The sequence below is a fragment of the Lysinibacillus sp. GbtcB16 genome (assembly GCF_019091145.1).
Taxonomy (GTDB): Bacteria; Bacillota; Bacilli; order Bacillales_A; family Planococcaceae; genus Lysinibacillus; species Lysinibacillus fusiformis.
The window spans coordinates 785,922-812,080 of sequence record NZ_JAGXJV010000001.1; the positions used below are offsets into that span (position 1 = coordinate 785,922).

Genomic DNA, 26,159 nt, shown 5'->3' on the forward strand with positions numbered 1-26,159 from the left:
GGATATGGAATGCACGGAATTTATATACGCTATAATGTCTCAAAAGAAACTTCAGCAGCAAAATGGCCCAAAAAAATGGATGCATTTGCTTATGTTCAACGAGAAAAACCACAACAAGATAATGACAACTTGCTGTCACCGGAAGAGCTAAAAAACCATGCAATTCGTTATATTAAAAGCTTAAAAGACAATGCAAGTGAACATTTAGTAGAGCAACGCAACGGCGAAATAGAGCATTTTGATCGTCGCTATATGGAATCCTTAAAATTAAAGGAAAGCATTGATTCACAGCTGATTAATCTAGAAGAAATCCGTTTATTGCTGCAACTAATGAATGTTTTAAATTTATCGCATGCCTTTGGAGAAAATGCTGGAAAGCTCCTACGTCAAATTACACCATATGCAAAAGAGGTAGAGCATCCAACATTCCAAACTACTCGTGTAGAGCGCCATTTTTATTCAGAATTAATCGAACAAATAGAAGTTATTTACACACGCATTATGCGTCAGCACAACCCATCAACTACAGAAATGCAACATTCAGAGAAGCTCTGGACAACAGTCTGTGAGCAAGCAATAGAAAAGGTAGAAACCCGCATTGAACGCTTATCTTCTATCAAATTAAAACATGAAAACAATTTATTAGAGTTTAATCATTTAAAACAACAAAATATCGAGGCAAAGGAACGCCTAGATTTAGCCGTTCATGAATTGGATGAGATTTTAAATGTACTAGAATCTTAAAAAAGCATGTCTACCGATTGAAATTTCAGTCGGTGACATGCTTTTTATAGTATAGTCAGATAATAAAGAGTAGGCCAATGAGCGCACTCTTTATTTTTTCTCAGGCTGATCGCGTTTAGATTGGCGCGAAATACGTAATAAATCCAGCCCAAGCAATACAATAATGATATAGAACAGTGGGCTAGTAAACGATAAACCAATTTGTGACTGACCACCAAGCAATGTTAGTACAATCCATAATCCAACTGTATACAGAGTCAAACCAACATAGGCCTTCTTAGACATCTTTTTATATTGACCTTTATCTAAGGCTAGCTGTATGATCACTAGCACGACTAATATGAGAAGAATTATCTTTTTAGTCAAGATCGATGCAATCGTTGTGTCAGGGAAGAAATCATTTACAAATAATAATGTGAAAAATACTAGAATAAAGAAATTTAAGATCGTTGAGAGCTTCATGCTATATCTCCTTAGTTGCCAGAATCCATTCTATTGTAACATGGTTCTATTAGATGGGAATGAATTTATGTTATATGGAAGAGAATTTTATGTATAAGGTATGAAAAAATTAATTTTTACTGAATGAATCATTATATCTTTTAAGCATTGTGGCAAATTGCTCGCGCGTTAAGAAATTTTGAGGATTAGAGCCATCTGTTATACCTTTATTTTTTAACCATTCCCAAGCAGAATGATGTATTTTAGCGGGTTTCCGAGTTGGAATAATAGCCTGTTTCGTCTTTAAAGCTTCCTCCAGTTCGTTAATTTTAGTAAGTAACTCTGTATATTGTGACATCGTCAGCTCTCCTTTGTTATTAATAATAGTATTAGCTTCGTTTGCTAGAGAAATATATGTCATAGGATCAATTGCATTTGGCTGACCAATTGCCCATTTTCCGTTATGTATTTCAAAATGTAGATGGATACCGAATGCTCTACCACTGTTCCCCATAATGCCAATTTGTTGGCCTTGCTTCACAGTTTGACCAACACGAACACAATAAGAGTCTAAATGTGCATAATTCGTTTCATAGGCTTTACCATTAACGATATGTTTAATCATTACTACTTTCCCATAGCTACTTAACACCTGGGCGCGACTAATTACTCCAGCAGCACTAGCAAAAATGGGAACTTTTCCTGTTGAAGCAAGATCGACACCTTGATGCCACTCATTGCCATATCCGATATTTCTCCATCCAAATTTACTCGTTAACCTTGCATTTTTAACCGGACAAATAAAATCTAGCATTATAGATCATCTCGTTTCGGTTTTTTATATCTTAAAGCCCGTGATGAATCACTTAGGTTAGCGGTAGTGGGATCTAAAATGGCATTATATGTACTTACAGCCATTAAGGTGATTACATATGGATTTGAAGCGGCATTGACGAGTAAGGTCCTTATACTAGACCAGGTGGTTAAATCGGCTCCTGTAATCCCGTAGTAGGCAAATAGGGGGGTGATAATAGATAATCCGACTGTAATCCAAAATTGAGGATTATGGATGCGAACTTTCCAATTGATTTTCATAAAGATCAAATCCTTTCTTAGAGACCTAATTTAAATAATATCCAAGCGCTAATAACTACTGTTGGCAGTAAGATCCACCAAATAAGATATTTATATAAAATTTCATTGAAGGAAATTGTTCCCTTGCTTGTTTCAGTTTTTAAATCTTCCTCAATTCCATCAACACGGTTTCTAATATTTTTTACATTATTTTGTAATTCATCCTGAGACAAATTCAATTTAGTTAGGTTTAAATTTATGTTATTAAAAGTTTTATCCATTTTATTTAATTGTATTTGTTGATGTTTATTCATTTCTTGCTGTTGTTCAGATACAATTGTTAAGCGGTAAAGTAACTCTTTATCCTTTTCTAAGTTAGTGAGTTTATTACCTTGATTTTTTAACTCTGTTTCTATACTTGCTAATCGTTCACCAATTTTTTCATTTTCCAATGTATCACCAACCTTTATTAAAATAATAAAAGAGTAGGGGAGAATTAACTCACACTACTCTAATTAAAATTTCTGGTTTTTATAAATTATGTAATTTATAAACTTTTTTCTCTATGTAATTTCTTGTATATCTATGTAGCTCTATATACTATTATCCTCTTACTGCAATTGCACTCTGGTTCCTGATTTAAACCTCATTACTGGGAATATATTATACTGATTTGAAGTATCTTTGATAGAAGTAGTACTACTTCCAGTCTTTCCGAAATAAGTTGCTGGCCTGTTGTCGCTATAAGACTTACTGGCAGCCCAAGCTCTAGTAGCTCCAGAGTTCCATATAGCATTGCTATTCATATAGCTCTTTGCATTATTTTTATCCATTAACTGTTGGGTAGGAAGACTAATTGTTGTATTTAATATTACTGATGGTGCAGAACTTGTTCTTTCTAGGTTCCAAGATACATTTTCTTCTACAGCATCTCTTTCTGCTTGTGTCATCATCGTATTGTAGAAAGTATTATTTAACCAGTAAGCAATATTTGTAGTAATTTGAGGATTAAATTGTGAACCTGCACCGGTATCAAACGCCCTTATACCAATGCTTTCCCTTCTTATAACGTACCTGTCAGACAATAAAATATACTCAGAGCCATCAGGTAAAGATAATTTATCCCCAGTTGAACAGTAGTCTATAATAGAAAGAACACCAGTAATTTCATATGTAAAAGTATATGCTTTGGTTTTATATTTATAATATAAAGTAATATTACCATTGCTATCGACTATAAAAGAATCACCATTTAATTTGTCACCGTTGCCCATTTCAAACCAATTAACAGTATTGATGCCTCTTGTCCATCTATTGTCAATCACCTTATCTTCTTTAGCTACATCATATATGTTTATCAAACCTGTATTTCCGTCTATCGTCAACAACGGTTTAGATGGTGGTTCAATCATGTCAACGGTTGTTTTAAATACTTTAACTCCTTCGGCTCCATCTGACATTTTTATAAACAATGTATAATCTTCATCGATTATAGAGTTAGGTATATAAACAGTTCTAGTGGTTGAATCCAATAATTGAACATCGGTTCCTAAACTTCCATTATTGAAATCTGATATTGTTTTAATCCCTTTTAAAATTCTTGCGATCTCAGGCATTTCATCATCAAAGTTCCATTCAAAGATAAATCTTTTATCCATTCCCCAAATATCAAAAGGAATTGCTACTTCATTTGATATTTGGTTTGAATTCACATTAAAAACATATTCAAACGGGTATACATCTTCTAAAACATAATATAATGTATGTTCCCCTACTTCTGTTACAGTGAAAGAATCGCCTGTTATAACAATTCCATTCTCGTCAAACCACTCAATGTTTTTCCTGCCTACATCCCATTTTTTAAAAGTAGCATTATAGTAATCTGGACTATACGTAACAGTAGCTAAACCGTCTAGAATCGAAATGTTAATTATAGGAGTTTCTAAGTTATTTTGGGTTGTGAAAAAAGTAAAGATATGTTCGCCCCCAAAAATATCTTTTACATATAATGTATGTTCCCCTACTTCTGTCACATTGAACTCACTTCCTGTGAAAGAATTACCTTCAGTTCTAAAATACTCTATATTTCTTGCACCGACATCCCACTTTTTAATAACAAAATCTGAGTCATTTTGAGTACTATCAAATACTACCTTTGTTACTCCAAATTTCGTGGAAACATCTGGGGGTAGGACAATGAAGAAGTTAGTAACAAAATCCCTATTTCTATATTTATAATAATAAGTATTGATGCCAGAATTATTAACAAAGAATATATTTTCCTTTAGAATATGACCGTTTTCATTAAACCAATCAGTATCTCTATCGCCTTCCTCCCATTTCTTCAAAGACACTAGCGCCTCGACTTCTGAGGTGTATTCAACATTAACAGTAAATACTCCTTTGACAGAAATAGTCGGTGGGGTATGAGGATGGATCTGCCCTTGACTAACATCTATAGTAGTAATATAATCATGGCCATTATCTTCCTTCCAGTAAATAGTATACTTTCCTATTGAAGTGATTGGATAACGCCCATCAATAATTACAAATCCATTTTCATCGAAATAGGACTTATCCTTTACTCCAGCTGCTATCTTAATAATATTCATTGGTATAGGAGATTCAAACTCTATTGTTAACAATCCGTCAAATACTTGAATATCCGGTATATGTGTTTGAGGCATATCTTGAGTAATATTAAAATAAACCAAATACTCATTACCATCACTTATCTTATAATACAATGTATGTCTTCCTGCTTTATCTATAAGAAATGTTTTAGTATCCAACAAATTACCGTAATTTTGAAAGTATTCAATATTATTGATTTCATTATATTCCCACTTTTGCAAGGATAGTAATGTTGTGGGATCATGGTTAACAGTAACTACATTATCTATTACTGTGATGAGAGGTGGTATAGTAGGTGAATTAGGATTGAATTGGTTTTGCACTAATTTGTACTTAGTATCTGCTGGGTCGTAGTATATCATCTTACCATCAGAATTCAATCCTAAACCATGTACCATTTCTGTAGCTATATTTGTGTTAATATGAGTGTTATATGAAGGCGGAAGGTATTCTTCTAAAATTTTATTGTTAGAATCTGTTATAGCTACTCCATTAGCAGTATCTAATATATCTTTCTTAATCAGATTACTATACAATCCATAAGCTTCATTAAGCTGACCTATTACTTGTCTTACATAATTCATCTCTGCCGAATCTTTTTTGTAGACAACTAAAGAAAATGCAGGCAGAGTCTTGTTTGAATTGGTAATCTTAATAGTTGGTGAAGCGCTAAAAATAGTGTCTACCTTTAACAGTTCATCTGGTAATTGTACTCTTACCAATTTCTCGTTATTGACTGTTACTATATTGCTGTTAGTGACCGTCGTAGTAAATACTTGAGAGGTATTCCCGCTATTTCTAAATACTATAGTTAAACTATTAAAAAGGCTCATGTCTAATGGATAGTTATTCTTAATTAATCTAAAAAGATATGAAGCCCTCTCTGATTGCGCAAAAGAATAATCGCTAATTTTAACTTTACCGTCTATATCCAAATTAAGCTTAACTTCTTGGGTCATATTAAATCTCCTTTCTTTTATATAAAAAAAGAGGGGAGATGCCCCTCTTTTAAAAATCACTATATGTATATCTATTTGTTGGTAATCTTTGTTCTAACATGGTTTTTAATGTAGAATTAGTTGCAGTAACTATTAATGATTCCTGGGTGTGAGACGTAGATAAAAATATGTTGAGGTCTCACGAATACATGATCTGGGACCTCATTTATTGTAGATTGATTGTGTAAGTTCCAACATCTGTAACTTGGAAACCATCGAAGATGAAACAAGTATCCTTATTCAGTATTTGTCTCTCAAAATAATTCTACTTCTGTAAATCGGATTCTTTCCTTTGGGTATCTAATTATTACTGTTCCATCTTCAATGATAATGCTAGAAGGAGTGCTAGAGGGGAGTACCTTCTCCAATTGGCTTATCAGAGAATATGACATTATTCCAAGCGCCATCTGTATCTTTAACCATAGCTACGCCATTAGGTGTGATTCTAATGTCATGAACACCCTCTTCACTTCTAGCATAAGCAGCTAAGTGATTTTTCAGGAAGTCAGGTGTCTGACTTTCTACAATTTTTTTATTACTATCTAAAGATGCTATGCCATTTAGAGCACCAAACTCACTAAGATTAATACCTTGCGTTAATTTTAACTGAAATGCCTCAATTTCTTTATTTAGGTCATCTATGATTGAAATGAAACTTAAATCCTCTTGAGATAAATTATCATAAAATCTAACTTTTATAGGAGTAGGGGAGACCCTATCAGTGTCTTTTATTAAAGTTAGATATATTGTATAAATACCAACCTCAATCATATGTATTTGGGAAAATTGAAAAACAATCCAATTTACACCGTTTATTTTTTCCTTTTTTGCAAAATCAATTAGTTTAACTTTACTAGGCATCTCTATTGTTACTTCTGCTTTGTCAAATTGAGAAGTGTCGAAAGCTATACCATTATCATGTATTCTAAATTTTAGTATTGCTGTATCCCCACGCCTAAAAACAGGAGGGGAAAAGCTGGGAACGTATTTTAAGTCGAGATCTATTAAATATTCATTCTTAAACAATTAATTACCTCCTAACTTATTCTGCTTTATTTATCTAAAGTTGAATGAATAAGTAAACATATATAACACTCCAATTTATTAAGCAATAATTTTATTAATAAATTGGAGTGTGTGAACAATATTAATATAAGATTATTTCATTATTTGCTGACACAAGTGTAGAAGAATATAAACGTACCATTGGTCTTACACCTCTTGGATAGTCGGTGTCTCCTATACTAAATGAAGTATTTCCTGTTATACTCATAACTCCATTTCTCCCAGAATATGCTTCTTGAGTTGGTGTCATTATGCTGTTAGGACCAACTGGAAATTCTAAAAATCCTGAACTAGAATGTCCTTTGCTGTAATATTTCCACTGTGAAACGTTAATTAATCCTATATTAGCATTAACTGTTTCAGAACTTTCATTATTATTGGCACCAACGTTCCAAGTTGAAGATCTAATTGTGTCTTTTTCTTTTGTGGAAAATGTATTATAGTAGGTTGTGTTTAGATAATAAGCAATATTTTCTGGATTACTCGGATTAAATTTAGCGACATTTCTAGTATCATTATAATTTCTATACGCTAATTCTTCATTCATCCATAATAAACCTTCATATGGAACTATTAATATCCATGATTTTCCTGCGAATTTAATAATACTCCCTTTAGACATGTCATCTAATCGCTTAGTGGTAAGAGTAGTAACTGATTCAGTTTTTGTACCTCTATTTCCTAAGGTGTCATAAGCTTCAAATATATAATTTCCATTTGTTATTGCTGTGAAAGTTGTTGATGAAGAATTAACCACACTACGATCAGGTTTAACAATTCTATTAACCCCAGATTCACTATCAGACGCTGTTACATTGAAAGTTACTTGTGTTGATGTAGTCGTTCTAGTAATGCTAAGAGTGGGTGCAGTTTTATCAATATTTGAAATAGTAATTGTTTTTACGGAATCATTGCCAATATTGTCTTTAACGTAAACAGTATAAATTCCATTTGTTGAAGCCATAAAGTATCCAACAGTAACATTAGTACCTGCTGTATTAAAGTAAGATAATGATTGATTACCACTAGCCCATTTTGTTACAGAAATACCGTTTTGAGATGTTGCACTTATGTTTACTGTTACATTTTGATTTGTCCAAGTAATAGTTGAAGGGGCTAAAGTAATAACAGGAGGAGTCATAATGATACTATTAACAGTAACTTTTAATACGAAACTATTCCCTGCTTTGTCATATACACTAAAATTATAATCCCCATTTGCTTTCACAGAATAAGTAGTTGTTGCACCAGAAGCTTCACTGTTATCTGGCTTGATAATTCTATCAACTCCAGAATCATCATCTGTGGAGTTTACTGTAATTATCACTATTCCATTAGATTGTGTTTGTGAAGATGTAGCAGTAGGAGAAACCTTATCAATAGAAGTGATACTAATTTGTTGAATAACATCTAAATTACCCTTATTTTTCGCATATACATAGAGATAACCATTATTACTAATTACTATATTTTGAATATTGGCAGACATAACCGTACCAAAGTTACTATCGTTTCTAAAATTAGCTATAGTAATATTATCAGTAGTTGAATAATAGTATCTTTTATCTATAATAGTAGTCTTCTCTGTAATTGTAACATTTGCAGTTTTATCGGTATTTGTCCAAGTTTGATTATTAGGAGTTAATAATAATGTAATGCTTGGTGGAACAGTAATTAAATCACTTGCCTTAGCTTCAAATACTTTAACGATTTCAAGCCCGTTTGTATATTTTCGATATATACTGTATGTGCCTATAGTATCTACACTAAAAGTATCTATAAATACATTACCATTTGTTTGGAAATATGCCACATCTCGAATTCCTGTATCCCATTTTTGAATTTCTAATACATATGTACTATCATCTGTAACTGTGACTTCTCCCTCTGACACAGAAATTGTAATAGACGGAGTTTTTAAATCTTCTACCTCGACAAGGAATTTATAGATATATTCTTTATCATTTTCATCTTTGTAGTAGATAGACCAATTTCCAACCGTGTCTACTGGAAAATTATTTGCGGTAAATAACGAACCACTTACTTTCACTTCTTGTAGAGTTTTATCTCCAAAGATATATTTCTTAATTACAGCAGAACCTTTTCCTGTGAATATAAGGTTTGCCATTCCATTAGAAACAGTAACAGTAAGACGTAAACTATCACTAAAGTCTGGATGACCAACGTATTCTTCACCGCCATCTTTAGTTCTATATTTAGCAACGAAGTTTTCATCAATATATAAACCGTGTACCCAGTTCTTAAAAACACTATCCTTCGTATGATTTTCTAAAAATGAAGGCATATGAGATATGTCTATTTTGCCATCAGCGTCCAACTTAGCTATTCCGTTAGCAACGCCTTTTTTATTTTTTTGAATAATGTCGTTAACTATGCTTTCGAGATAATCCGACTGATTTTGTAAGTCCTGTATGAGTTCTATGTATGCTAACTCAGAAGTTCCTATAGTATCAAAGAAGCCTACTAAAATTTCTTGCAAAGAAACTCTTCCTGTATTATCTTCGAATGATAAAATAACTTTATATACTCCAAGTTCAACTATTTCGTCCTTATTGAATATATATTGAATATAATCTACGCCATTTATATTGACTTTTTGACAAGGCCGTTTTATGTAACCGCCTTGAGGGAAGGTGATAGTGACTTCACCTTTAGAAAATGAAGATATATCATATGTTTTTTTATTATCATATATAAGGAAATTGATAATAGCAGTGTCTTTTCTTCTGAACGTTGGTACTGATGAGTAATATTTAAATTTTATGTCAGCTTTAACAATCCAACTATTACTAAACACTAAATCACTCCTCTTCTGATTTTATTTCTTTGCATAGTAATCAATGGCTTTTTCAAATTCTATACACCAATTATCAAAGAATGTCGCTGCATTTCCCTCTAATTCTATTTCGTCATTATGAAGAATAAATTCTCCGATAGAAATAATTGCATCCTTCATATATTCTGAACATTCCAGATAATAAAACTCTTCATCTAATGTTGACATATCTTCCATAGCTTTATCGAAGAATTTTGGTTTCCATTTAATAGCACCTTTATCTGTCATAATTGGGTTACCGCTAGCGTCCAATTCTGCATATTTATTTATAATAATCTGCAATTCTGGCATTAGCTTTTCTGAAAGATAAGTACCGAGATCTCTAACAATTCTTGTCCTCATTCTAGAAAGCTTGGTACCTTGTATTTTCACTCCATGTAAGAAATCAGCAAAAAAGTTTATTTCATAATTTCGTATTTTGATATTCATATGTATCCTCCTTAGTATAGTCCACTCACAGTAGCTCCACTAAAATCTACATGACCAAAAAATCTAGTTGTGTATCCGCTACTACCTATTGTTACAGCAGACCCTATATATACTTCTGGAGCAGATATATTCATAGACCATCCTGTAGAAACTATTCTAGCTGTATTATTAAAAATAATTTGTTTTTCTGCACCATAATATTTTTCACCTAAATAGATATTATTGCCTACTTTTAAATCAGTATCTATGTCAATACTTCCTGATGTTACATTTCCTAAATTTGAGGATAAAGAGCTTAAAGAATCCACTTGTATTTTATTAGCCCTTATAAATCCAGATGTTATTTGGTCAGTATCAATATTGATAGCTTTCATAGTTTCAGCGCTTAATGATCCTGTGACTAAACCTTGAAATGTACCAGAAGCCGCAGACAAACTCCCAGTAAATACCCCATCTACCCCATTTAATGTGCCAGTAAAGGTACCACCTGCTGCTACTAAATCACCAGAAAACGTACCGCCAACATTCTTAATATTTCCAGTAGCCCATTCTAAACGTCCTGCAAACCAGGCATCACCATTATTACTTATTTCGAATGTTAAACCTCCAGAAGCATTATAACCTTTGATGCCAGTACCATCTATTACTACACCTCTATTTGTACTAGTGGATGTTCGGATAGATAAGCTTCCTATAATTTCTACTAATCCAGTAGCTGCTTCAACATTAAATGTTCTTACGCCATTACTATTAAATGTACGAATACCTTTTCCATCAATCTGTACACCACGGCTAGGATTGTCTGTAGTCCTAATATCGAAAGCACCATCATAAATTCTTAGCCCATATTTGTATTGAGAAGGGGAGTCAGGATCTTGATATTTTCCTAATTCGATCTTTTTCACTCCGTTGGCATCATATACAGTCTGGGTAGTTCCATCAATAGTAAAAAGGCCATTATCGCTTTCAATTACTAACTTATTGCCTAATATCATTCTACCGTACAGCCTATTGGCAAATACGCCATTTTTATTAATGGCAACTTCTACAGAATTACCTGCATCTTTTGTTATAGCTAGTATACCGTTATTAATTACAAGAAAAGCTTTCTCATCTTGTAAATCCTTACTATAAAATCCACGTTCAGTCATTGTATTTGAATTTGCCGTACCACCAAGTAGTACATTTCTAGCAGTGTCAAAATTAGAATTAATCATATGAGTAACTAGATTATTTGCATTTACAGCTAAATCAAGTTTGTATTTATTCATATTAACAGTAGTGGAGGTATTGTGAGATGAATAAATCATATTAACCAATTTTGAATTGTCATCTTGTAAATCTTTATCATTAGCTATGATTAGCGAAACATCATTATTATCAAAGTCATAACTAATTTCTATAACTTTAGAGGATATACTAATATCTAAGGTATTTGAGATTAATTTAACTGTATCTCCTAAATTAATTTTATCTCTATCTCCTACATACTCCATGTCATTTAAAAAATTTGTGATTTTAAATGACATTGTGATAGCGGGTTCATTAACAACTTTAAAATACTTTGTTGAAGCATCTAATAAATCTTGTTCTTCAACAATAGTGTCATCTGAAAAATCTTTGCATATTATGTATTTATTTAATTCTAGTAGTTCACTTTTTGTAAAATTATTTTCTACATCTAATAAATTGTGTAAAGTTGCAATAGATGTTTCTATTTTTTTTATTTCGTTTTCTTTAGAGTCAATTTGATTCTTTTTAGAATGAATTTCTACATTCTTATTATTTATTTTATTAATAATTGTTTGCCACTCTGATTTAGAAATTGCTTCATCTAAATAAGTAGCATTCATAATATCTAATTCATTATGAAGCATCTTCAGTTCAGTGTCATACACACTCAACTCTTGATTTAATGTAATCAATTCTGCTTTTTTAGTCGAAAGTGAAGTTGATAAATCTTTAAAATTATTTGCATTTTGGTTCAATAATTTATTGTGTTTTAATAAAGCAATACACAATGCATCACTCATATATTCAGATTGTTGGATAATATTGTAATTATCATCACATTCAAAAGGATATATATACCAACTAAAATCTTCTAAATAATTCGAACCAGTAGGGGAGAGTGAACGAAATTCAAGACCTTCATTACCATAGCAATACATGCGTGTGACAATTTCATCTATGTTAATGTCTACATTATATGACTCTAAAAATTTTCCCTTTTTTAATTTCCATCCTCTGTTCAATCCATTTTTTTCTGGTTGATAGAATGAAACTTTTTGATTAACTGTGTCAAAAAAAATAATAGCATTAAATTTTTGAGCTACATCAAATAAACATTGCAATACAGTTGAGTTATCAGTTTCGTATGATCGCTTTAACGAATTCGAATTATTAACATCAAACTCTACATCAATATGATCAATTCCCCAATCAGTCTCTTCTAAAAAATCAAAGACTAATTGACTTAATGTGTATGATGTCACTTCATATAGTTTAATTAACTTATTATTTAAAAGGTATCCAGAGCTTAACAAATTATATGAAATAGTTTCTTCATCATTTGACATCGACTTGCCTTGATTCATTACTACAAAATATTCTTTTGAACCTTTGAATTGAAATTCAACTAAATAGTAAAGCTTAATTTCAGTAATAAGCGGATTTTCAATTAAGGAATGATTTCTTTCAATATGAGAAGGTATAGAAAAGGAAAGCTCATTAATAGCCCCTAATTTTAGATTTAATTTTAAATCGTAAATATCTTTTAATTTAAAAATTCGACTTTTATCAGGCTTACAAAGATACATATTCGGTGTAAACTCTTTTTTAGATAAGATATCATCAATATACACTGACAGGATGTTCATTTATTTATCTCCTTTAATAGTATAATGGTCTATCTTCATTTAAATATTTATATTCAAGGTAAAATTCGCAGTCAAAATTGCCTTTAAAAATAAAACTTACGGATGAGTTTTTATCAACATCTAACCAAATATCATTATGATTGTTATGTAAATGTCTATTATGCGATTTTTGTAGACTACTAAAAATTTCTTCATTTTCACAATTAACTAGGATAACTTCATTATTATATAGATTTGTTAATTTGAATTCTTGTCCATTACTTTGATTAATGATAGATATATCTCCATCACCAATTTTTGATATTTTTAGTTGAGGTCGTATAGTTATATCTCCCTCGTTGTAAAAATACACTTCATATTTGTCTCGTACAGACAAATCATGTCTAATGAGAGGGGAGTAGCTATATGGTGAGTCACATCTGATATTTAAAGTTACATAACCATTCTGACATCCGTTATGAAGAAGATTGCTGTTGCCCTCGATAATGGCATAAAAAATACGGTTTGGGTTAGATTCTAAAATTAATGGTTTATAATAGTCTGTAAACATCCATCTAGTTATCTCTCTTAAATTATTTCTATCTTCCCATTGTTCAATAAAAAAAGATAAAGAAAAAGAGAGCGGATTATTCTCCACTCCCATAAAATAAGGTCTATCTTTTCCGTTTATCTTTTTCTCTCTGATGGAACGTTGTGGTAAAAAAATATCTTTATAAAGCCCACCATCTTCATTAATCATTACAACACCCATGTCTTCACTAGACACCCCGTCAAATGTGAAATTTAGGGATTGGTGCATTAAAATCTACCTCCTTTTTCTCGTTTTATTCTATTAACAATGGTTTTACCAAATGTATCAGCCTGTTCTTTATTAGCCCCTATAATATCACCAAATTGAATATGAATAATTTCTTCATTTGCGATAGGAGATATTTTTTGAGGAGGAATAAACTTAGATAGAAAAGGGGATAGACTCGACATAACTTTTTCCATAATATTAATAGAATCAAATAGACCTTTTGTATCGGCTTTGTTCAATATAATTTCATCAGGATGGGCAATAATGGCTTTTCCTCCTTTACCATCAATACCTTCACCGGTCCAATTCATGAAGCCGCCAGTGTCAAGAGTAGCAATCTTTTTCTTCATTAATTCTCGTGTTGTAGAATTATCGATAATACTTAAATTGGAATTAAAGAATGATTTTAATTGATCAATTTGAGCTGACGTATATGTATTTTTAACAGAATCAAAAGTCATATTTTCAGAAATATCTGAGCGATTATTTCTTCCTTGCATAGCAACATAATCTGCTTTACTTTTAAGGGCAGTTCTAGTGTTGGCATTTAAGGACGGTTCGGGAACGAGCTTTTCATAAATGAATTTACCTAACATAACTTGCATATCACCTTTAGATAAGCTGGAAGGTTGATTGTTGCTTCCGTTGTTGGTACCTTCATGTTTATTGCCAGAAATACTGTTAATAAACTGTTCAATAAAACTATTGTACTTGTCTCCTAAAATACCCTTATTGCTATTAAAATAGTCGTACAACGAGTCTTTATCAGCTTGAGTAAGTATTTTCATAGATTCATCAAAACTGGCACCATCTTTCGAAAAACGAGTACTATCATTATCTCGACCCTCTTTTGCTAGTTTTTCTGCTATTTTACGAACGCTATCTTTATCTCTCCCAGAAGCATTAGGTAGAACTTTATCATATAAAAATTTACCTAATAGAACTTGTAAGTCACCATTAGATAGACTACCTTTTGATGTTTCTAGCCCATTTTCTGTATTAGGATTGAAATTGAGTGAACCGTTATCTGTTGAAATTTGACTATTATTAAATTCATTAATAAGTTCTAATGCATTTCTTAAATTATCAATTACATTTTGTCTAATTGATGTTCCAACAGATTGCATAGTACCATCCAAGGTATCTTCTAAAAGAGGCATTGTATTAATCATGTTTTCAATATACATTTTAAAATCAGCATCTACATTTTCAAAATGTTTTGATAAAATAGCTTCTCTTATTTGAGCAAATTTCCGCTCATCATTTAGCAAGTCATTATAATGTTTTTCCCAATATTCGGTTTCCCGATTAATCTTGTTGATTAAATTTTCATGCTCCGCCTCTTGAAGCTCTATTTTTCCGTTTATTTCCTCTTCTTTAGTCTCTAGTAAGTCATTTAAGCCCTGCTGTTGGAGTTCAATGTCACGGTCGTGTCGTTTTTCTGCAATGTCTTTATCAATTTTATCCAGCTGTTCTTGTAATTGCTTCCGTTTTTGTTTAGCTTCATTTGAGTTATCAAGCAGAAGGAGATTATATTTTGCTTGTAAGTTATCACGCTCTTTTTCCATGTCACCAATCTGCATGTTATAATCACGCTCAGATTCTTGACGGTCAATTAAGCGTAGTTTATCTTCAATATTTTTACGGAATAAATCCATTTCATCTTGAAGATTTTTCATGATCTTCTCATGTCTTTCATTTTCACGCTTAATTTCATCGTCAAGCATCTTAATATGCTCATCTCTGCGTTCTTGGATATATTCTTTATAGGCATTAATGACGTTATCAGCAATGTTTTTAAGTTGAGATTTATTAGCTTCTTCTATTTGTTTTGTGTAATCCTTAATGGAGAGGGTAGCGTTCAGGTAAGCCAAATGTTCATCCTCTAATAGCTTTTTCACTTCTTTGATACGTTCAGCAGTAATATCACGTTGCTTTAATTCTTCCATCAAGGCATCTCTTGTTACTAAATGCTGTTGAGCTTTTTTTTCATATTGTTCTAGTATAATTTTAGTGTATTTAACATAATCAGCAGAACCCTCATCAAACATTTTACGAATCAATTCAGCTCGATTTATTTCGGATTCTATAGCATTTATTTTCTCATCCGATTGGGTTTTGATATTGATTAAAATATCAAAATCACTATCTTGAATATCTACTTGTAACTCTTTCATACCAATCGTTAGCTCTTCAATTCGTTTTTTTGCAGATTGTAAAGCATCGCCAAAAAGTTTGTTTCCATTTACCAAACTTTTTAATTGAGTTAGTTCATAAAGATTGGCATTTTGTTTTTCCTTCATCGCATTACTGATATTCACAAGAGTTTTTACATATCTTGCAGAAGATGTATCTAATTCTTCAATTTTCGCTTTTTCATAGGCAATAACATTATCCTGTATTTGACGTTGTTCTTCATACTTTGACATGTATGATTCAACTTTTTTAGTACCTACGTCCCAAATGGCAAAATCTATCTCACTATTGACATTGTTCAGTTCATGTAGACGTTGCGTATACTCATCAATGACCTTCTTTGAGACTCTGCCACTCTTAATAACGCCTTCCAGATAAGCAATTTCATTTTGGTTAATTTTCTTTTTATCATTTAAAGCAGCTGTTTGTTTGTCTAATTCTTTACGATAGGATTCTGATGTGACAGTGAGTTTCCTTAATCTGTTATCACTAGTTTCCAATAAGTTATCAATCGTTGTCTTTTTGTTTTCAAAAGAGGAAAGATAGCTATCAATTATGCCGCGCTCAAGGTCTTCTACTAAATCTTTTTGATTTAAAATCTGTTGCTGTAAACTTACTAATTCAGATTTTGTTTGATCAATAGCTTGTTGTGTCGTGTCAACGGCAAAGGATGTAGAAGATGGGGCTCCATTTTTTGCATCAGTATAGTAACTTGTTGGATCTACGCGTTGTCCGTTAGCATTCTTCACTTCGTAATGTAAATGTGGACCTGTCACTCTACCAGAAGCACCAATATTACCTATTTGCGTTCCCGCACCAACGTAATCACCAATTTTAGCGATAGCTTTATCTAGATGTGCATAAAGATGTTTGAAATTGTTTGCATCTTGTACAACAACGATATTTCCATAAGAGCCGTCATAGCCATTTTTAATAGCATCCCCACTAGCTATTATTTTGCCTGCAACATTCGCATCTAAGCGGGTTCCTTTAGACCCTGAAATATCCATGCCTAAATGATTATCTGATTTGCCAGAAATTGGGTCTTTACGCCCTCCGTATGCGCTAGTGATTTTGCCAGACCAACCGTTTAGATTAGTAGATGGAGAAGAAGAGGTGGACTTGCTTGTAATATTACCTGTTTGTTGAATTTTTCCTGAGGCAATCTGATTTTTTAAAGAAGCCTCTTGCTGTTGCATCACTTGAAGTTTTTCTTTTTCAAATTGAATTTGAGTTTCTAAAGCTCTTCGATACTCACTAGAATGTTCAGGAAGCTTAGACAGCAATTTTTGTTGTTTTTCAATTCCGAGATTTAACTCTTCAAGTTTTTGTTTGTATTTATCGGTTATGTATATTGATTGCGTTGTTGACTTGTTGGCATTATTGTTTGCTTTTTGGGAATAGTCTTTAGCATCAATAAATTTATCAATTGAAGTTATATTACTATCTAATTGTTTTTGATAGCCATTCAACTCATTTGTTAAATCTTCAACTTTAATATCATTTGCAGCTTTTACCATGGAAGCTCGCATCGCTGCAAGGCCTTCAGCATCAGTCATTTTGTCGCCTTTATTTTGATTGTCGATAAATTGTTGTAAATATAAATTCGATGTTAATAGAGCTTGGATTTCACTTTTCTTAATTTCAATTCTATCTTTTGCGGCTTTAGCAGCATCCACCGTCATTTGTTGTTCAGTAGTTAATTTTCCTTCTCGTGATAACTTATAAGCTTTTAATAATGTTTCATTTGCATGATTTTCTGCTTGAATCGCCTTAATTTTATCTGCACTTAATGATAGTGCTTTACCATCTTGATCAATAAGAGACGGGTAAAGGGTGTTTAAATTATTCATCACTAGGTCACGGGAATTCAATACATCAACAAGCCGTTGTTCCTCTGCAGTTAAATTACTTTTTTGACTAAAATTACGAATCTCTTCTTCAGTATGATCTTTTAATTGGTTAGTTAACGCCTGATATTCCAATAATAGGTCAGAGGTATCATTTACTCTTTTTTGTGAGACTCCTGCTAGCTTTTCATGAGTAGTCGTAAGTTTCTCAACTTCATCTTTGTAGCCTTCTACTTTTGCTTTTGCTTCAGCAAGTGTTAAATTGTTAACCTTCATTTCAACAGATAAATCTTTTTGTTTTTGAGTAGTATTTTCGTAATGTTGCTTTAAAGAACCCATGATACTACTTACTTCTTTTTCACTTAAACCAAGCTTGGACAAATCAGTAGAAATACTGTTCATATTATCTTTAGTTTTATTTGCCATCGATTCAAAAGTTTCAGAAGTAGCATTCTCCATATTCTGGAACAAACCTACTATTTCATTGATAACGGAACTGGCTTTTTCATTTGAAAATAATGATGTTAAAGAATCCTGTAAATTGTCTAGGTCGTTTACATCGGCGGAAGCAATTAGCTGGGCAGCAAAACCTTCTGCATTGTTTTTAACACTATCCGTTAATCTATTATTCTCGTTGATAACATCAGCCATATTAGTAATATAGTCATTCTTTTGCGCTAATATTTCTCGTTTTAATTCTGCATCAGATTTGATAATAATATCTATTTGACCTTTTGCGATAGTACTTAATTCTTTATAATAATTTACTAGAGTTGTGTTACCATCTTTTTCAGCTTTTGATTGTAAATTATCTATTTCTTTAATTTTCTTTTCAAAATCTTCAGCAGATTTAAGGAGAGGTTTAAAATTATCATCATAAAATTTAACCTCCCCTACAATGAAGGAGCTGTTTGCTTGATGGCTAAGAATTCTTGCCGCTGAATCTATGTTTGAATTGTGTGAGTCCTCAAGGTCAGAAATTGACTTTTTCCGAGTATCGATATCATCATTTCGCTTATCTTGGGCTGCTATATTAGCAATTTCTGCTTCAATAGTTTGCTGTTCTTTAAGGAGTCCAATTTTCACTCTCAAAGCATCAGCTGAACCAATAATCTTATTCCCGAATTCGTCCTCTTGAGCGACGATGTTAGGTAATATCTCACCAAGTCTATTAGAAATTTCTTGGTATTCAGTCATAACAGAAGGGTCTGTATTTCCTAACGCCATAGCATTTTCTAATTGAGCATATTTTTCTAACTGACTATCAATTTTACTGGCATTCGAAGTATAAGATTTCAATAGTTCTTGTTCTTCAGTTTTTAAATCTTCGATCTTTTGTTTGGTTTTCTCTCTATCTTCAATTATTTTATCGATAATAAAACCGCCAGCACTTAAACCGATTCCAACTAAATTGAATCCAAGTAATGCTCGACCAGTAAAGGCTGTACCAGTGCCTAAAACATCTTCACCAAGTGTTTTTAATGTAGAGGCGAGGCCAATCCCATCAATAACGGAAGAGGTAAGTGATGTAGAACTTTGAGCTGCTTCAGCCGTGTTCTTTCCAAATGTCACTATACTCTGACTCATCTTGTCAATTTGGTTTGAAATATCAGAAATGCCCGCTATGTTTAAGCCTTCACCAAGCTGGATGTTGGTCAGTTGGGTATTTAAATCGGTGATTTGTGATGCTAATTGTTCAAAATCAGTAGTATTCGTATAGGCTTTTTGGAGTTCGTAGATATTATATAAATTAGATTCTAAAGCCTGTAAATTTTGCTGGGCTTCTTGGATTCCATAAAGTTTAAATTGACTTGTAGAGATTGTTTCCATTTCTACTTTCAATTGTGACGCTAAATTTTGCAGAGATTGAAGATCGCCAGTCGGAATTTTGGCCAGCTGTTTAGAAATTTCTTTCACATTTATATGTACATCATCAAACATTTCATTAAGGGTATCTATAGATTTTAAAGAATCAGTAATTCCCTGCTTGAAATTTTCGAAAATAGAAAGGGGAGCGGATGATTCAGTTCCCACATTTTGCAGCTTTAAATGAAATGCTTCTAATTGCTGTTCTAAAGCTTTAATTTGCTTTCCATACTCATTAAATATTTGAGTATTTGATCCTGTAACGTCTAAATTGATCGATAGATTGGGGATGTTCTTTAATTTTTTTAAGTATGTAGAAATATTTTGTTTCGAGATCCTGTCGTTAATTTTTAGAGCCACTAGAAACTCTGTGGGTTTTTTTTGTTCACCACCAGTACTCAATCAATATTCCCTCCTCATTAAATCAAATGAAAAATCAGCTACTATGTTATTTAAGATGGTAGCTGTTTTTAATTTGCATATTTTTTTAGATGACAATAATTGCTCTAAAATATTCAAATACCCACCCAATTAGGTAGGGGAGTAGTTCAAAATTCTAATTATCTTTATCATTAAGAATTGAAATCAACGGTTCGTTCTTTTCGACTGAGCTCTTCTTCTAGTGCTAAATATTTAAAACTTAAATTTAGACGCTTTTTAATTTCATATAAAACATTAGAAATTTCTTGCATTGGGAACATGTTCAGTAGGAACATTTCATACCAGCCGATGTCAACTAGTTCATTCATAGTAGCAAAATGAAGTTCAACAGACTTATCTTTTAATTCAGTCTGTAAGTCAGTGAAATGTTTAATAATTAAAAAAAGAATATAATTATTTAATTCATCATCATTGTTGAAAAAATCTAGCTTATGCTGCTCTACATAGGTCAACGTATCGGATAAATCTTTGATTAAAATAGTTATTTTACGCTTACTAAATTTAGGGTAGTAATAAATAAATTTTCCTTGATCTTTATCAATGAAAAATTTTTGCTTTTTATTTAATTCTTCCGCATTCCTATGGATATCTGTCAATGTTATTTTCGTCCCACGTTTTGTCATAGTACACTCCTTTACTGAGTAAAAAGTGAAAAGGGTAGAATAATTCTACCCTTTTTAAATTAATTCACTTATACGATATCTACAATAATTTTTTCGCTGTAAGTACCATCTGTTACTTCAATAATTGTTTGATCATTGACTTTTGAAGAAGATCCTAAAGTAACGACTCCATCTGCATTTACAGTTGCGACAGACGAAGATTTAGATGTCCAAGTTAAATCTTTGTTTTGTAGCAATACATTGCTATAGCCTGCCCCACGAATACCTAACACTGAAATTAGTTGTTTGTCTCCAGCGACTGTAGAATCTAGAACTACATGAGATGGGTTGGCAGCAAGTGCAGTAAACTGTACTTTATCCTCAGATAAATTACGCAATTTAATATAAGCATAATTTCCTTTTTTATCGGCAAGTGAGCTACCAGCTAGTGAAGAAGAAGCAACACCTTCATGTGTCATTGAAATTTCTACAGCACCATTCGGTTTGAAGTTGGGTACTTCAATAATAACTTCCCCAGTTTTACCATTATTAGATCGAATATCTACGTTTAATTCCATACGAACTGCTTTAGGGAATGAGTCAGCTGAAATTTCAATTGTATCCATCATTTCCTGAACAGCGTAGATAACCTGGATTTCTTTTCCAGATAATGCAGGGACACTAATTTCCTTACCAGTTGGCGTATATTGTGTGAATGTACCGTTTAGCTGCTCCACATGTACCTTACCTAGAGGAGTTTCAGCTAATGTACCTTTACCAGTAGCATCAAGTAAAATAATTTCATCTGTATAATATTCAGCTAATCGATGATTGATTTCAGTACCATTTTGTAAAGCAATATAGGCAGTATCAAAAGCAGCGTCTTCAATAGAGAACGTTAATTCTTTCTGATAGTTAAGTTCGTACACCTTTTTAGAGCCTTTACCAGCATGAATTGCCTGTGTTTGAATAGCTTGAGTCATAGATGAGTTAAGTAATGTTTTACCATTTAAAATTAATTCATCCGTTAAACGATCAAATAAACGAACATTTGCTACTGAAGTTAGAAATTGATTTTGTTGTGACATATAAATTACCATCCTTTTAGTTTTAATTTTTTATTTAACTAGGTTCAAGTCCTAGTTTTTTCATTTGTTGATCAAATGCCGATTTTGTAATAATGACATCTTCGTTTTTCTTCGGTTCTTCAATAAAGCCTAACCAATGGGGGAGATCTTGGTCATTTTTAAATTCAATCATCCCAGAGTAGCGTGCATTAAGAATGGCATCGCTACTTACCATATAGTCCATGCGTGATAATCCTTTATGGAATTGGTATAAAGTTAACTGTTCAATTTCATGATAGGGTAAACCAGATTTACAATGGTAGGCAATGATTTGTTGCTCTAAATCTGCTTGTCTTGTTTTTCTTTTCGCCATAAATGCACGTGCTTCTTGTATGGCTTTTTTTGTACCAGGATCAATAAAATCATCATCTAAGTCAATAAGATTTTGTTCACTAATAATGGTCTTGATTTTATCGAAATCTCGCTCATACAGAGTAATACCATCGATTTCCATAAAGACCATACCTTTTTCATTCATCGCAATATGAATATCCTTGGTATTAAAAACTAATCGATATAATGAAATTAATTTCTCTATAATTTCATGCCCACCATCGTTTTGTGACACAGAAATTAAAAAGAGCAAGTAGGACATTCTAATTATTTCTGGTTGTTGAAAATCATTCTTAGGTAAAAGTAAACATTGCACGGCATCATAAAATTCATCTACATCCTTCATTTTTACAGGATAAACATTTAAACCTTTATAATTAAGAGGTTTCCCAAAAGCCCGTTTAGTGGTGATGTTCATGATCTATATCCTGTAGGTTGTTGTCCTGAGGGCATAATGTAACTCCAGCGATAACCAACAAAACCTTTTGGTAAATTGGTGATGGGCAGTCCACTATGGAATCTTAAATCCCCAAACTCTTCAATATCCTCTTGAAACAGCACCTCATTTAGCACTTCACCAAGCCAATCAATACGAAAATCAATATTATTGACAGAATCAGGTGTATAAATATCAAAAATATATTGCTGGGTGCTTGAGTAGGGATTATCCGTAAATTGATTGATGTTTTTTAGATAATTTTTTTGAGGCAACCGAGGTCCTGTATATAAACAAATTCTGCAAAAGTTTGTTTCGAGCGATAAATCACTAGGTTTATCACCAATAACGATTAAATTATTAAGTATTTGTTCTTTCTCGGGTAATTGAGAGACATCCAATTTTGATTCGTCTAGTGGATCATCGGATGGATCTTTAGGTATGTAGTACAGCAAACGAAGAAGTTTTTCATTATTGATTAATGAGTGATAGAATTCAGTAATGTTTTTTACAATTTTCATTCTCCTTTATCCTCAGCCTCCTAAAGAAGAGTGTCATTTTGAAGGTTTCTTCATTAAAAATTTGTTAGATCCATTTATACAACCAATAGGCATCACCTTCTTTCATTTAATGATAAGGATTCATACTAATCTAGTGAAACTGCATCTCAAAAATTTAAGTTTCACTATTATGAAGATGAAACCTTCATGATAGGTCTGTAAAAGGGAGCCATACAGACCTATTAGAAAATTTCATTTTTAATATGTATTTTAAATTAATTCACTCATTGGGTAGATTCTTCGTCTAAGTCCTCAATGCCAAGTGCAAGAGCTTCAAAATATGAGGTATTTGAAAATGTATTATGTCTGTGAGAGCCTTTTTTTATTTCCTTCTGTTTATAGTGGGAGAGTACATAATTATCTTGTAATTGATGTGGTGTACTTTGATTTTTAAGTAATTTTGCTAATTCTCTCCGCCTTTTATTTCGCCTTTTCGCTTCCTTAATATACTTTAAGCTTTCTTCTTCTAATAATAGCTCTTCCCTAGTAAAATATCCCTTGGTCATATAATACCCAAGCATATCCAATAAAACGATTGTATGGTGAGCTTGCGAGGTGATATGTAAATAGATCTCTAAAGATATTTCTTCACCACCATAAATAATTTTCTCATTTTCTAAAATTGATTGTATGTATAACACTCGTTCTTTTATCGGAAGCTCAAAATTTAATTCAATTATCGTATGTGGTAATTGTATTTTCATATTAATTCTCCTTCTACTTATTATGGTGACTGGTGTAGGGAATAATCCAATTTTTTCGCCCAAACATCTAATGCCTTTACTTTTTACATTTTTTACATTGGGAATGGAATAAATCTTTACTGCTATTATTCAAACTAAAAAATTCATCTGTAGCAGGAAGAAACTCACGACATTTACTACATATTTTTGTTTTTAATCTTAATTTATTTATATAAGTTACTTTTCGCCATTGTCTATCATTCTCTTGCTTAATTTTTAGACAGATTGTGTTAAATCTACTTCCAATAGTTTTGACAGGAATTCCTAAAATTTTTGCGATAGTATAATTGGAATAATCTTTAGTAATATAGGAAAGTAGTTTAATTTGTTCTTCGTTCAATGATTTTTTAATTAATTCATCCAAATCTGCAAATAGACTGATAACATCTGTGTTCATTTTTAAAGAATTTGTTGCACAAGCACCTTGATTGAAACTTGTATCATCAATTGATCCTCTAAAAGTTAATAACTCTTTTATAACTGTTATATCAGATAATACTAACTGATTATATTTCGTATCCTTACTAGTTTGAAAAGCCATGCCAAATCCATCTCCTTTTATTTTTCCATATTTATGCTTTTATATTATAATCTTATTAATAAATAAATCAATATTTTAAATTAATTAATTTATTAAAAGGGGTTTAACAGGTTCTTGGTAATGATAATATAATTGGATTAATTAATTTAAAAATATTATAATTGAAATTATTATGTGTTACTATTAAAGTAAATTTATATAATTGGAAAAAAGAGGAGGAAAGAGGATTGAAGGTTGGGAAAACGAAAGAGTTATTAATAGATGAGATTAAAACTAAAATTCCTTTGTTGGTTCAAAGCAATTTAAAATTAGATGAAATTTCCGCACAACTACATAAACATCAAATAAGTATTGGTAATATTCTTGAATTAATTAATGATGAGAGTAGGCTATATGAAGCAAATTTGCAAGAACTTTTATTACTGGGAGAACAGCTTCACATAAAATTTAATGATGCTGATGATGATTGGATAAAGGAATGGCTTAATGCATCAGAGATTAAAGAGTTGAGGTTGTACATAAAGGAATCACCATATGAAGAAGTAATTACATTGCCATATACTTTTGAGAATGCTGTTAAAACCGGTCACAATGAGTATGTCGCAGTAATTCCTAACGCAATTATTGGTAAGCTTTGGATGAGTGGTATTACGATGTATAATCCTAATATTCAAAGGCAGGCAAAAAAGAAAAAGATAAAAAATGGAATTATAGAGGTTATGAACTTAAATCCAAAGTCTTTGCGAGATATTGAAAAACAAGCATTAGAAGGAGATTTAATAACCTCTACTTTGCGCTATAATGCTAAAGTTGGCTCTGGTGAAAATGGAATTGAATTTATTTATGACGATCGTGAGAAATCCCTTACCTTATTGGAGGGATCGTCATTAGATGTTTTAGATGGAGCACATCGAACATTTTCTATTTATAATGCTTATATGAAGAAAGTCAATTTAGAAGGTGCTATGATTGTTATTTTTTCAAATATGACGGAAGCTCAATGTAAACGAGTTCAGGTAGATATGGCAAAAGCAAATCCTATACCAAAACCACGTCTACAAGAATTAGCTAAAGATAAATTATCCGATGAAGTAGTCATTGAATTAAAAGCTGAGGGAGAGTTAAAGGGGAGAATTACATCGAACTCCAACGTAAAATATTCATATGGTGAAGTAGTCACTTTTTCTGAATTATCAAATGCGATCGATAATAGTTTTTCGATAGAAAATCGCTTAGAAGTTATTAATATAGCCAAAATTATTAATGAATATATGATGTACCTCTTTGCGCACCATAAGGCAAACTTAATGGATAAACATTCATTAATGTTTAAAAGTAGAATGTTTATAGGACACATTGAATTGGCTGCTAAAATGTATGAGTATAGTATTCCATTCGAAAATTTAAAAAAGAACTTAGCCAAAATAGATTTCTCCATTACTAATACTTTGTGGGAAGAAGTTGGAATTCTTAAATATGGTAATATCAGCTCTCGTAATAGAATGAAAATCCAAAAAATATTTCAACAATTAATTTTAGAATGA

At 31.9% G+C, this 26,159-nt stretch carries 19 protein-coding genes; 2 read left to right on the forward strand and 17 right to left on the reverse strand.

Translation table 11 applies throughout. The features are described 5' to 3' along the window. The first annotated feature begins 9 nt into the window (after positions 1-9). Complete coding sequence (locus tag KVT27_RS03840; RefSeq protein ID WP_036124482.1) at positions 10-744, forward strand: hypothetical protein; 735 nt, start codon at positions 10-12, stop codon at positions 742-744. Between the two features lie 90 nt (positions 745-834). Here KVT27_RS03840 and KVT27_RS03845 read toward each other — a convergent pair whose 3' ends face one another. The 17 genes from KVT27_RS03845 to KVT27_RS03925 form a co-directional block, all read right to left on the reverse strand. Then, on the reverse strand, positions 835-1,206 hold the full coding sequence (locus KVT27_RS03845; RefSeq protein WP_008174304.1) for a hypothetical protein: 372 nt from the start codon (positions 1,204-1,206) through the stop codon (positions 835-837). A gap of 109 nt (positions 1,207-1,315) precedes the next feature. Further along, on the reverse strand, positions 1,316-1,999 hold the full coding sequence (locus tag KVT27_RS03850) for a M23 family metallopeptidase (RefSeq protein ID WP_036124483.1): 684 nt from the start codon (positions 1,997-1,999) through the stop codon (positions 1,316-1,318). After that, entirely contained in the window at positions 1,999-2,280 is a 282-nt protein-coding gene (locus KVT27_RS03855) for a phage holin (RefSeq protein ID WP_217580753.1), read from the reverse strand. Before KVT27_RS03855 ends, KVT27_RS03850 begins: the two co-directional genes overlap by 1 nt. A gap of 17 nt (positions 2,281-2,297) precedes the next feature. Further along, on the reverse strand, positions 2,298-2,711 hold the full coding sequence (locus KVT27_RS03860; protein ID WP_217580755.1) for a hypothetical protein: 414 nt from the start codon (positions 2,709-2,711) through the stop codon (positions 2,298-2,300). Positions 2,712-2,870: 159 nt separating this feature from the next. Then, positions 2,871-5,852, reverse strand: coding sequence for a hypothetical protein (locus tag KVT27_RS03865; RefSeq protein WP_217580757.1), 2,982 nt, complete (start codon positions 5,850-5,852; stop codon positions 2,871-2,873). 384 nt (positions 5,853-6,236) lie between these two features. Next, positions 6,237-6,917 (reverse strand): hypothetical protein, encoded by a 681-nt coding sequence (locus tag KVT27_RS03870; RefSeq protein ID WP_217580759.1) that lies wholly within the window; start codon positions 6,915-6,917, stop codon positions 6,237-6,239. Between the two features lie 121 nt (positions 6,918-7,038). Continuing rightward, a complete protein-coding gene (locus KVT27_RS03875; RefSeq protein ID WP_217580761.1) occupies positions 7,039-9,774 on the reverse strand; it encodes a hypothetical protein in 2,736 nt (911 codons plus the stop codon). A 21-nt stretch (positions 9,775-9,795) separates the two neighbouring features. Next, on the reverse strand, positions 9,796-10,242 hold the full coding sequence (locus KVT27_RS03880; RefSeq protein ID WP_217580763.1) for a hypothetical protein: 447 nt from the start codon (positions 10,240-10,242) through the stop codon (positions 9,796-9,798). Positions 10,243-10,253: 11 nt separating this feature from the next. Further along, a complete protein-coding gene (locus KVT27_RS03885; RefSeq protein ID WP_217580765.1) occupies positions 10,254-13,121 on the reverse strand; it encodes a phage tail protein in 2,868 nt (955 codons plus the stop codon). 13 nt (positions 13,122-13,134) lie between these two features. Further along, entirely contained in the window at positions 13,135-13,920 is a 786-nt protein-coding gene (locus KVT27_RS03890; protein WP_217580767.1) for a distal tail protein Dit, read from the reverse strand. Next, positions 13,920-20,234, reverse strand: coding sequence for a peptidoglycan DD-metalloendopeptidase family protein (locus KVT27_RS03895; RefSeq protein ID WP_217580769.1), 6,315 nt, complete (start codon positions 20,232-20,234; stop codon positions 13,920-13,922). Before KVT27_RS03895 ends, KVT27_RS03890 begins: the two co-directional genes overlap by 1 nt. Before the next feature lie 170 nt (positions 20,235-20,404). Beyond that, positions 20,405-20,896, reverse strand: coding sequence for a hypothetical protein (locus tag KVT27_RS03900; protein ID WP_217580771.1), 492 nt, complete (start codon positions 20,894-20,896; stop codon positions 20,405-20,407). 68 nt (positions 20,897-20,964) lie between these two features. Further along, a complete protein-coding gene (locus KVT27_RS03905; RefSeq protein ID WP_217580772.1) occupies positions 20,965-21,963 on the reverse strand; it encodes an Ig-like domain-containing protein in 999 nt (332 codons plus the stop codon). Positions 21,964-21,997: 34 nt separating this feature from the next. Beyond that, positions 21,998-22,753 carry a hypothetical protein gene (locus tag KVT27_RS03910; RefSeq protein WP_036147641.1) on the reverse strand — a complete coding sequence of 252 codons (756 nt, stop codon included), beginning with the start codon at positions 22,751-22,753 and terminating at the stop codon, positions 21,998-22,000. Continuing rightward, a complete protein-coding gene (locus tag KVT27_RS03915) occupies positions 22,750-23,292 on the reverse strand; it encodes a hypothetical protein (protein WP_036147642.1) in 543 nt (180 codons plus the stop codon). Before KVT27_RS03915 ends, KVT27_RS03910 begins: the two co-directional genes overlap by 4 nt. Before the next feature lie 263 nt (positions 23,293-23,555). Beyond that, a complete protein-coding gene (locus tag KVT27_RS03920) occupies positions 23,556-24,035 on the reverse strand; it encodes a hypothetical protein (RefSeq protein WP_217580774.1) in 480 nt (159 codons plus the stop codon). Between the two features lie 76 nt (positions 24,036-24,111). Beyond that, positions 24,112-24,615, reverse strand: coding sequence for a sigma-70 RNA polymerase sigma factor region 4 domain-containing protein (locus KVT27_RS03925; protein WP_036124529.1), 504 nt, complete (start codon positions 24,613-24,615; stop codon positions 24,112-24,114). A gap of 227 nt (positions 24,616-24,842) precedes the next feature. Between KVT27_RS03925 and KVT27_RS03930 the strand changes: the two genes are divergently transcribed. After that, positions 24,843-26,159, forward strand: a complete 1,317-nt coding sequence (locus KVT27_RS03930; protein WP_217580776.1) for a ParB N-terminal domain-containing protein — start codon at positions 24,843-24,845, stop codon at positions 26,157-26,159.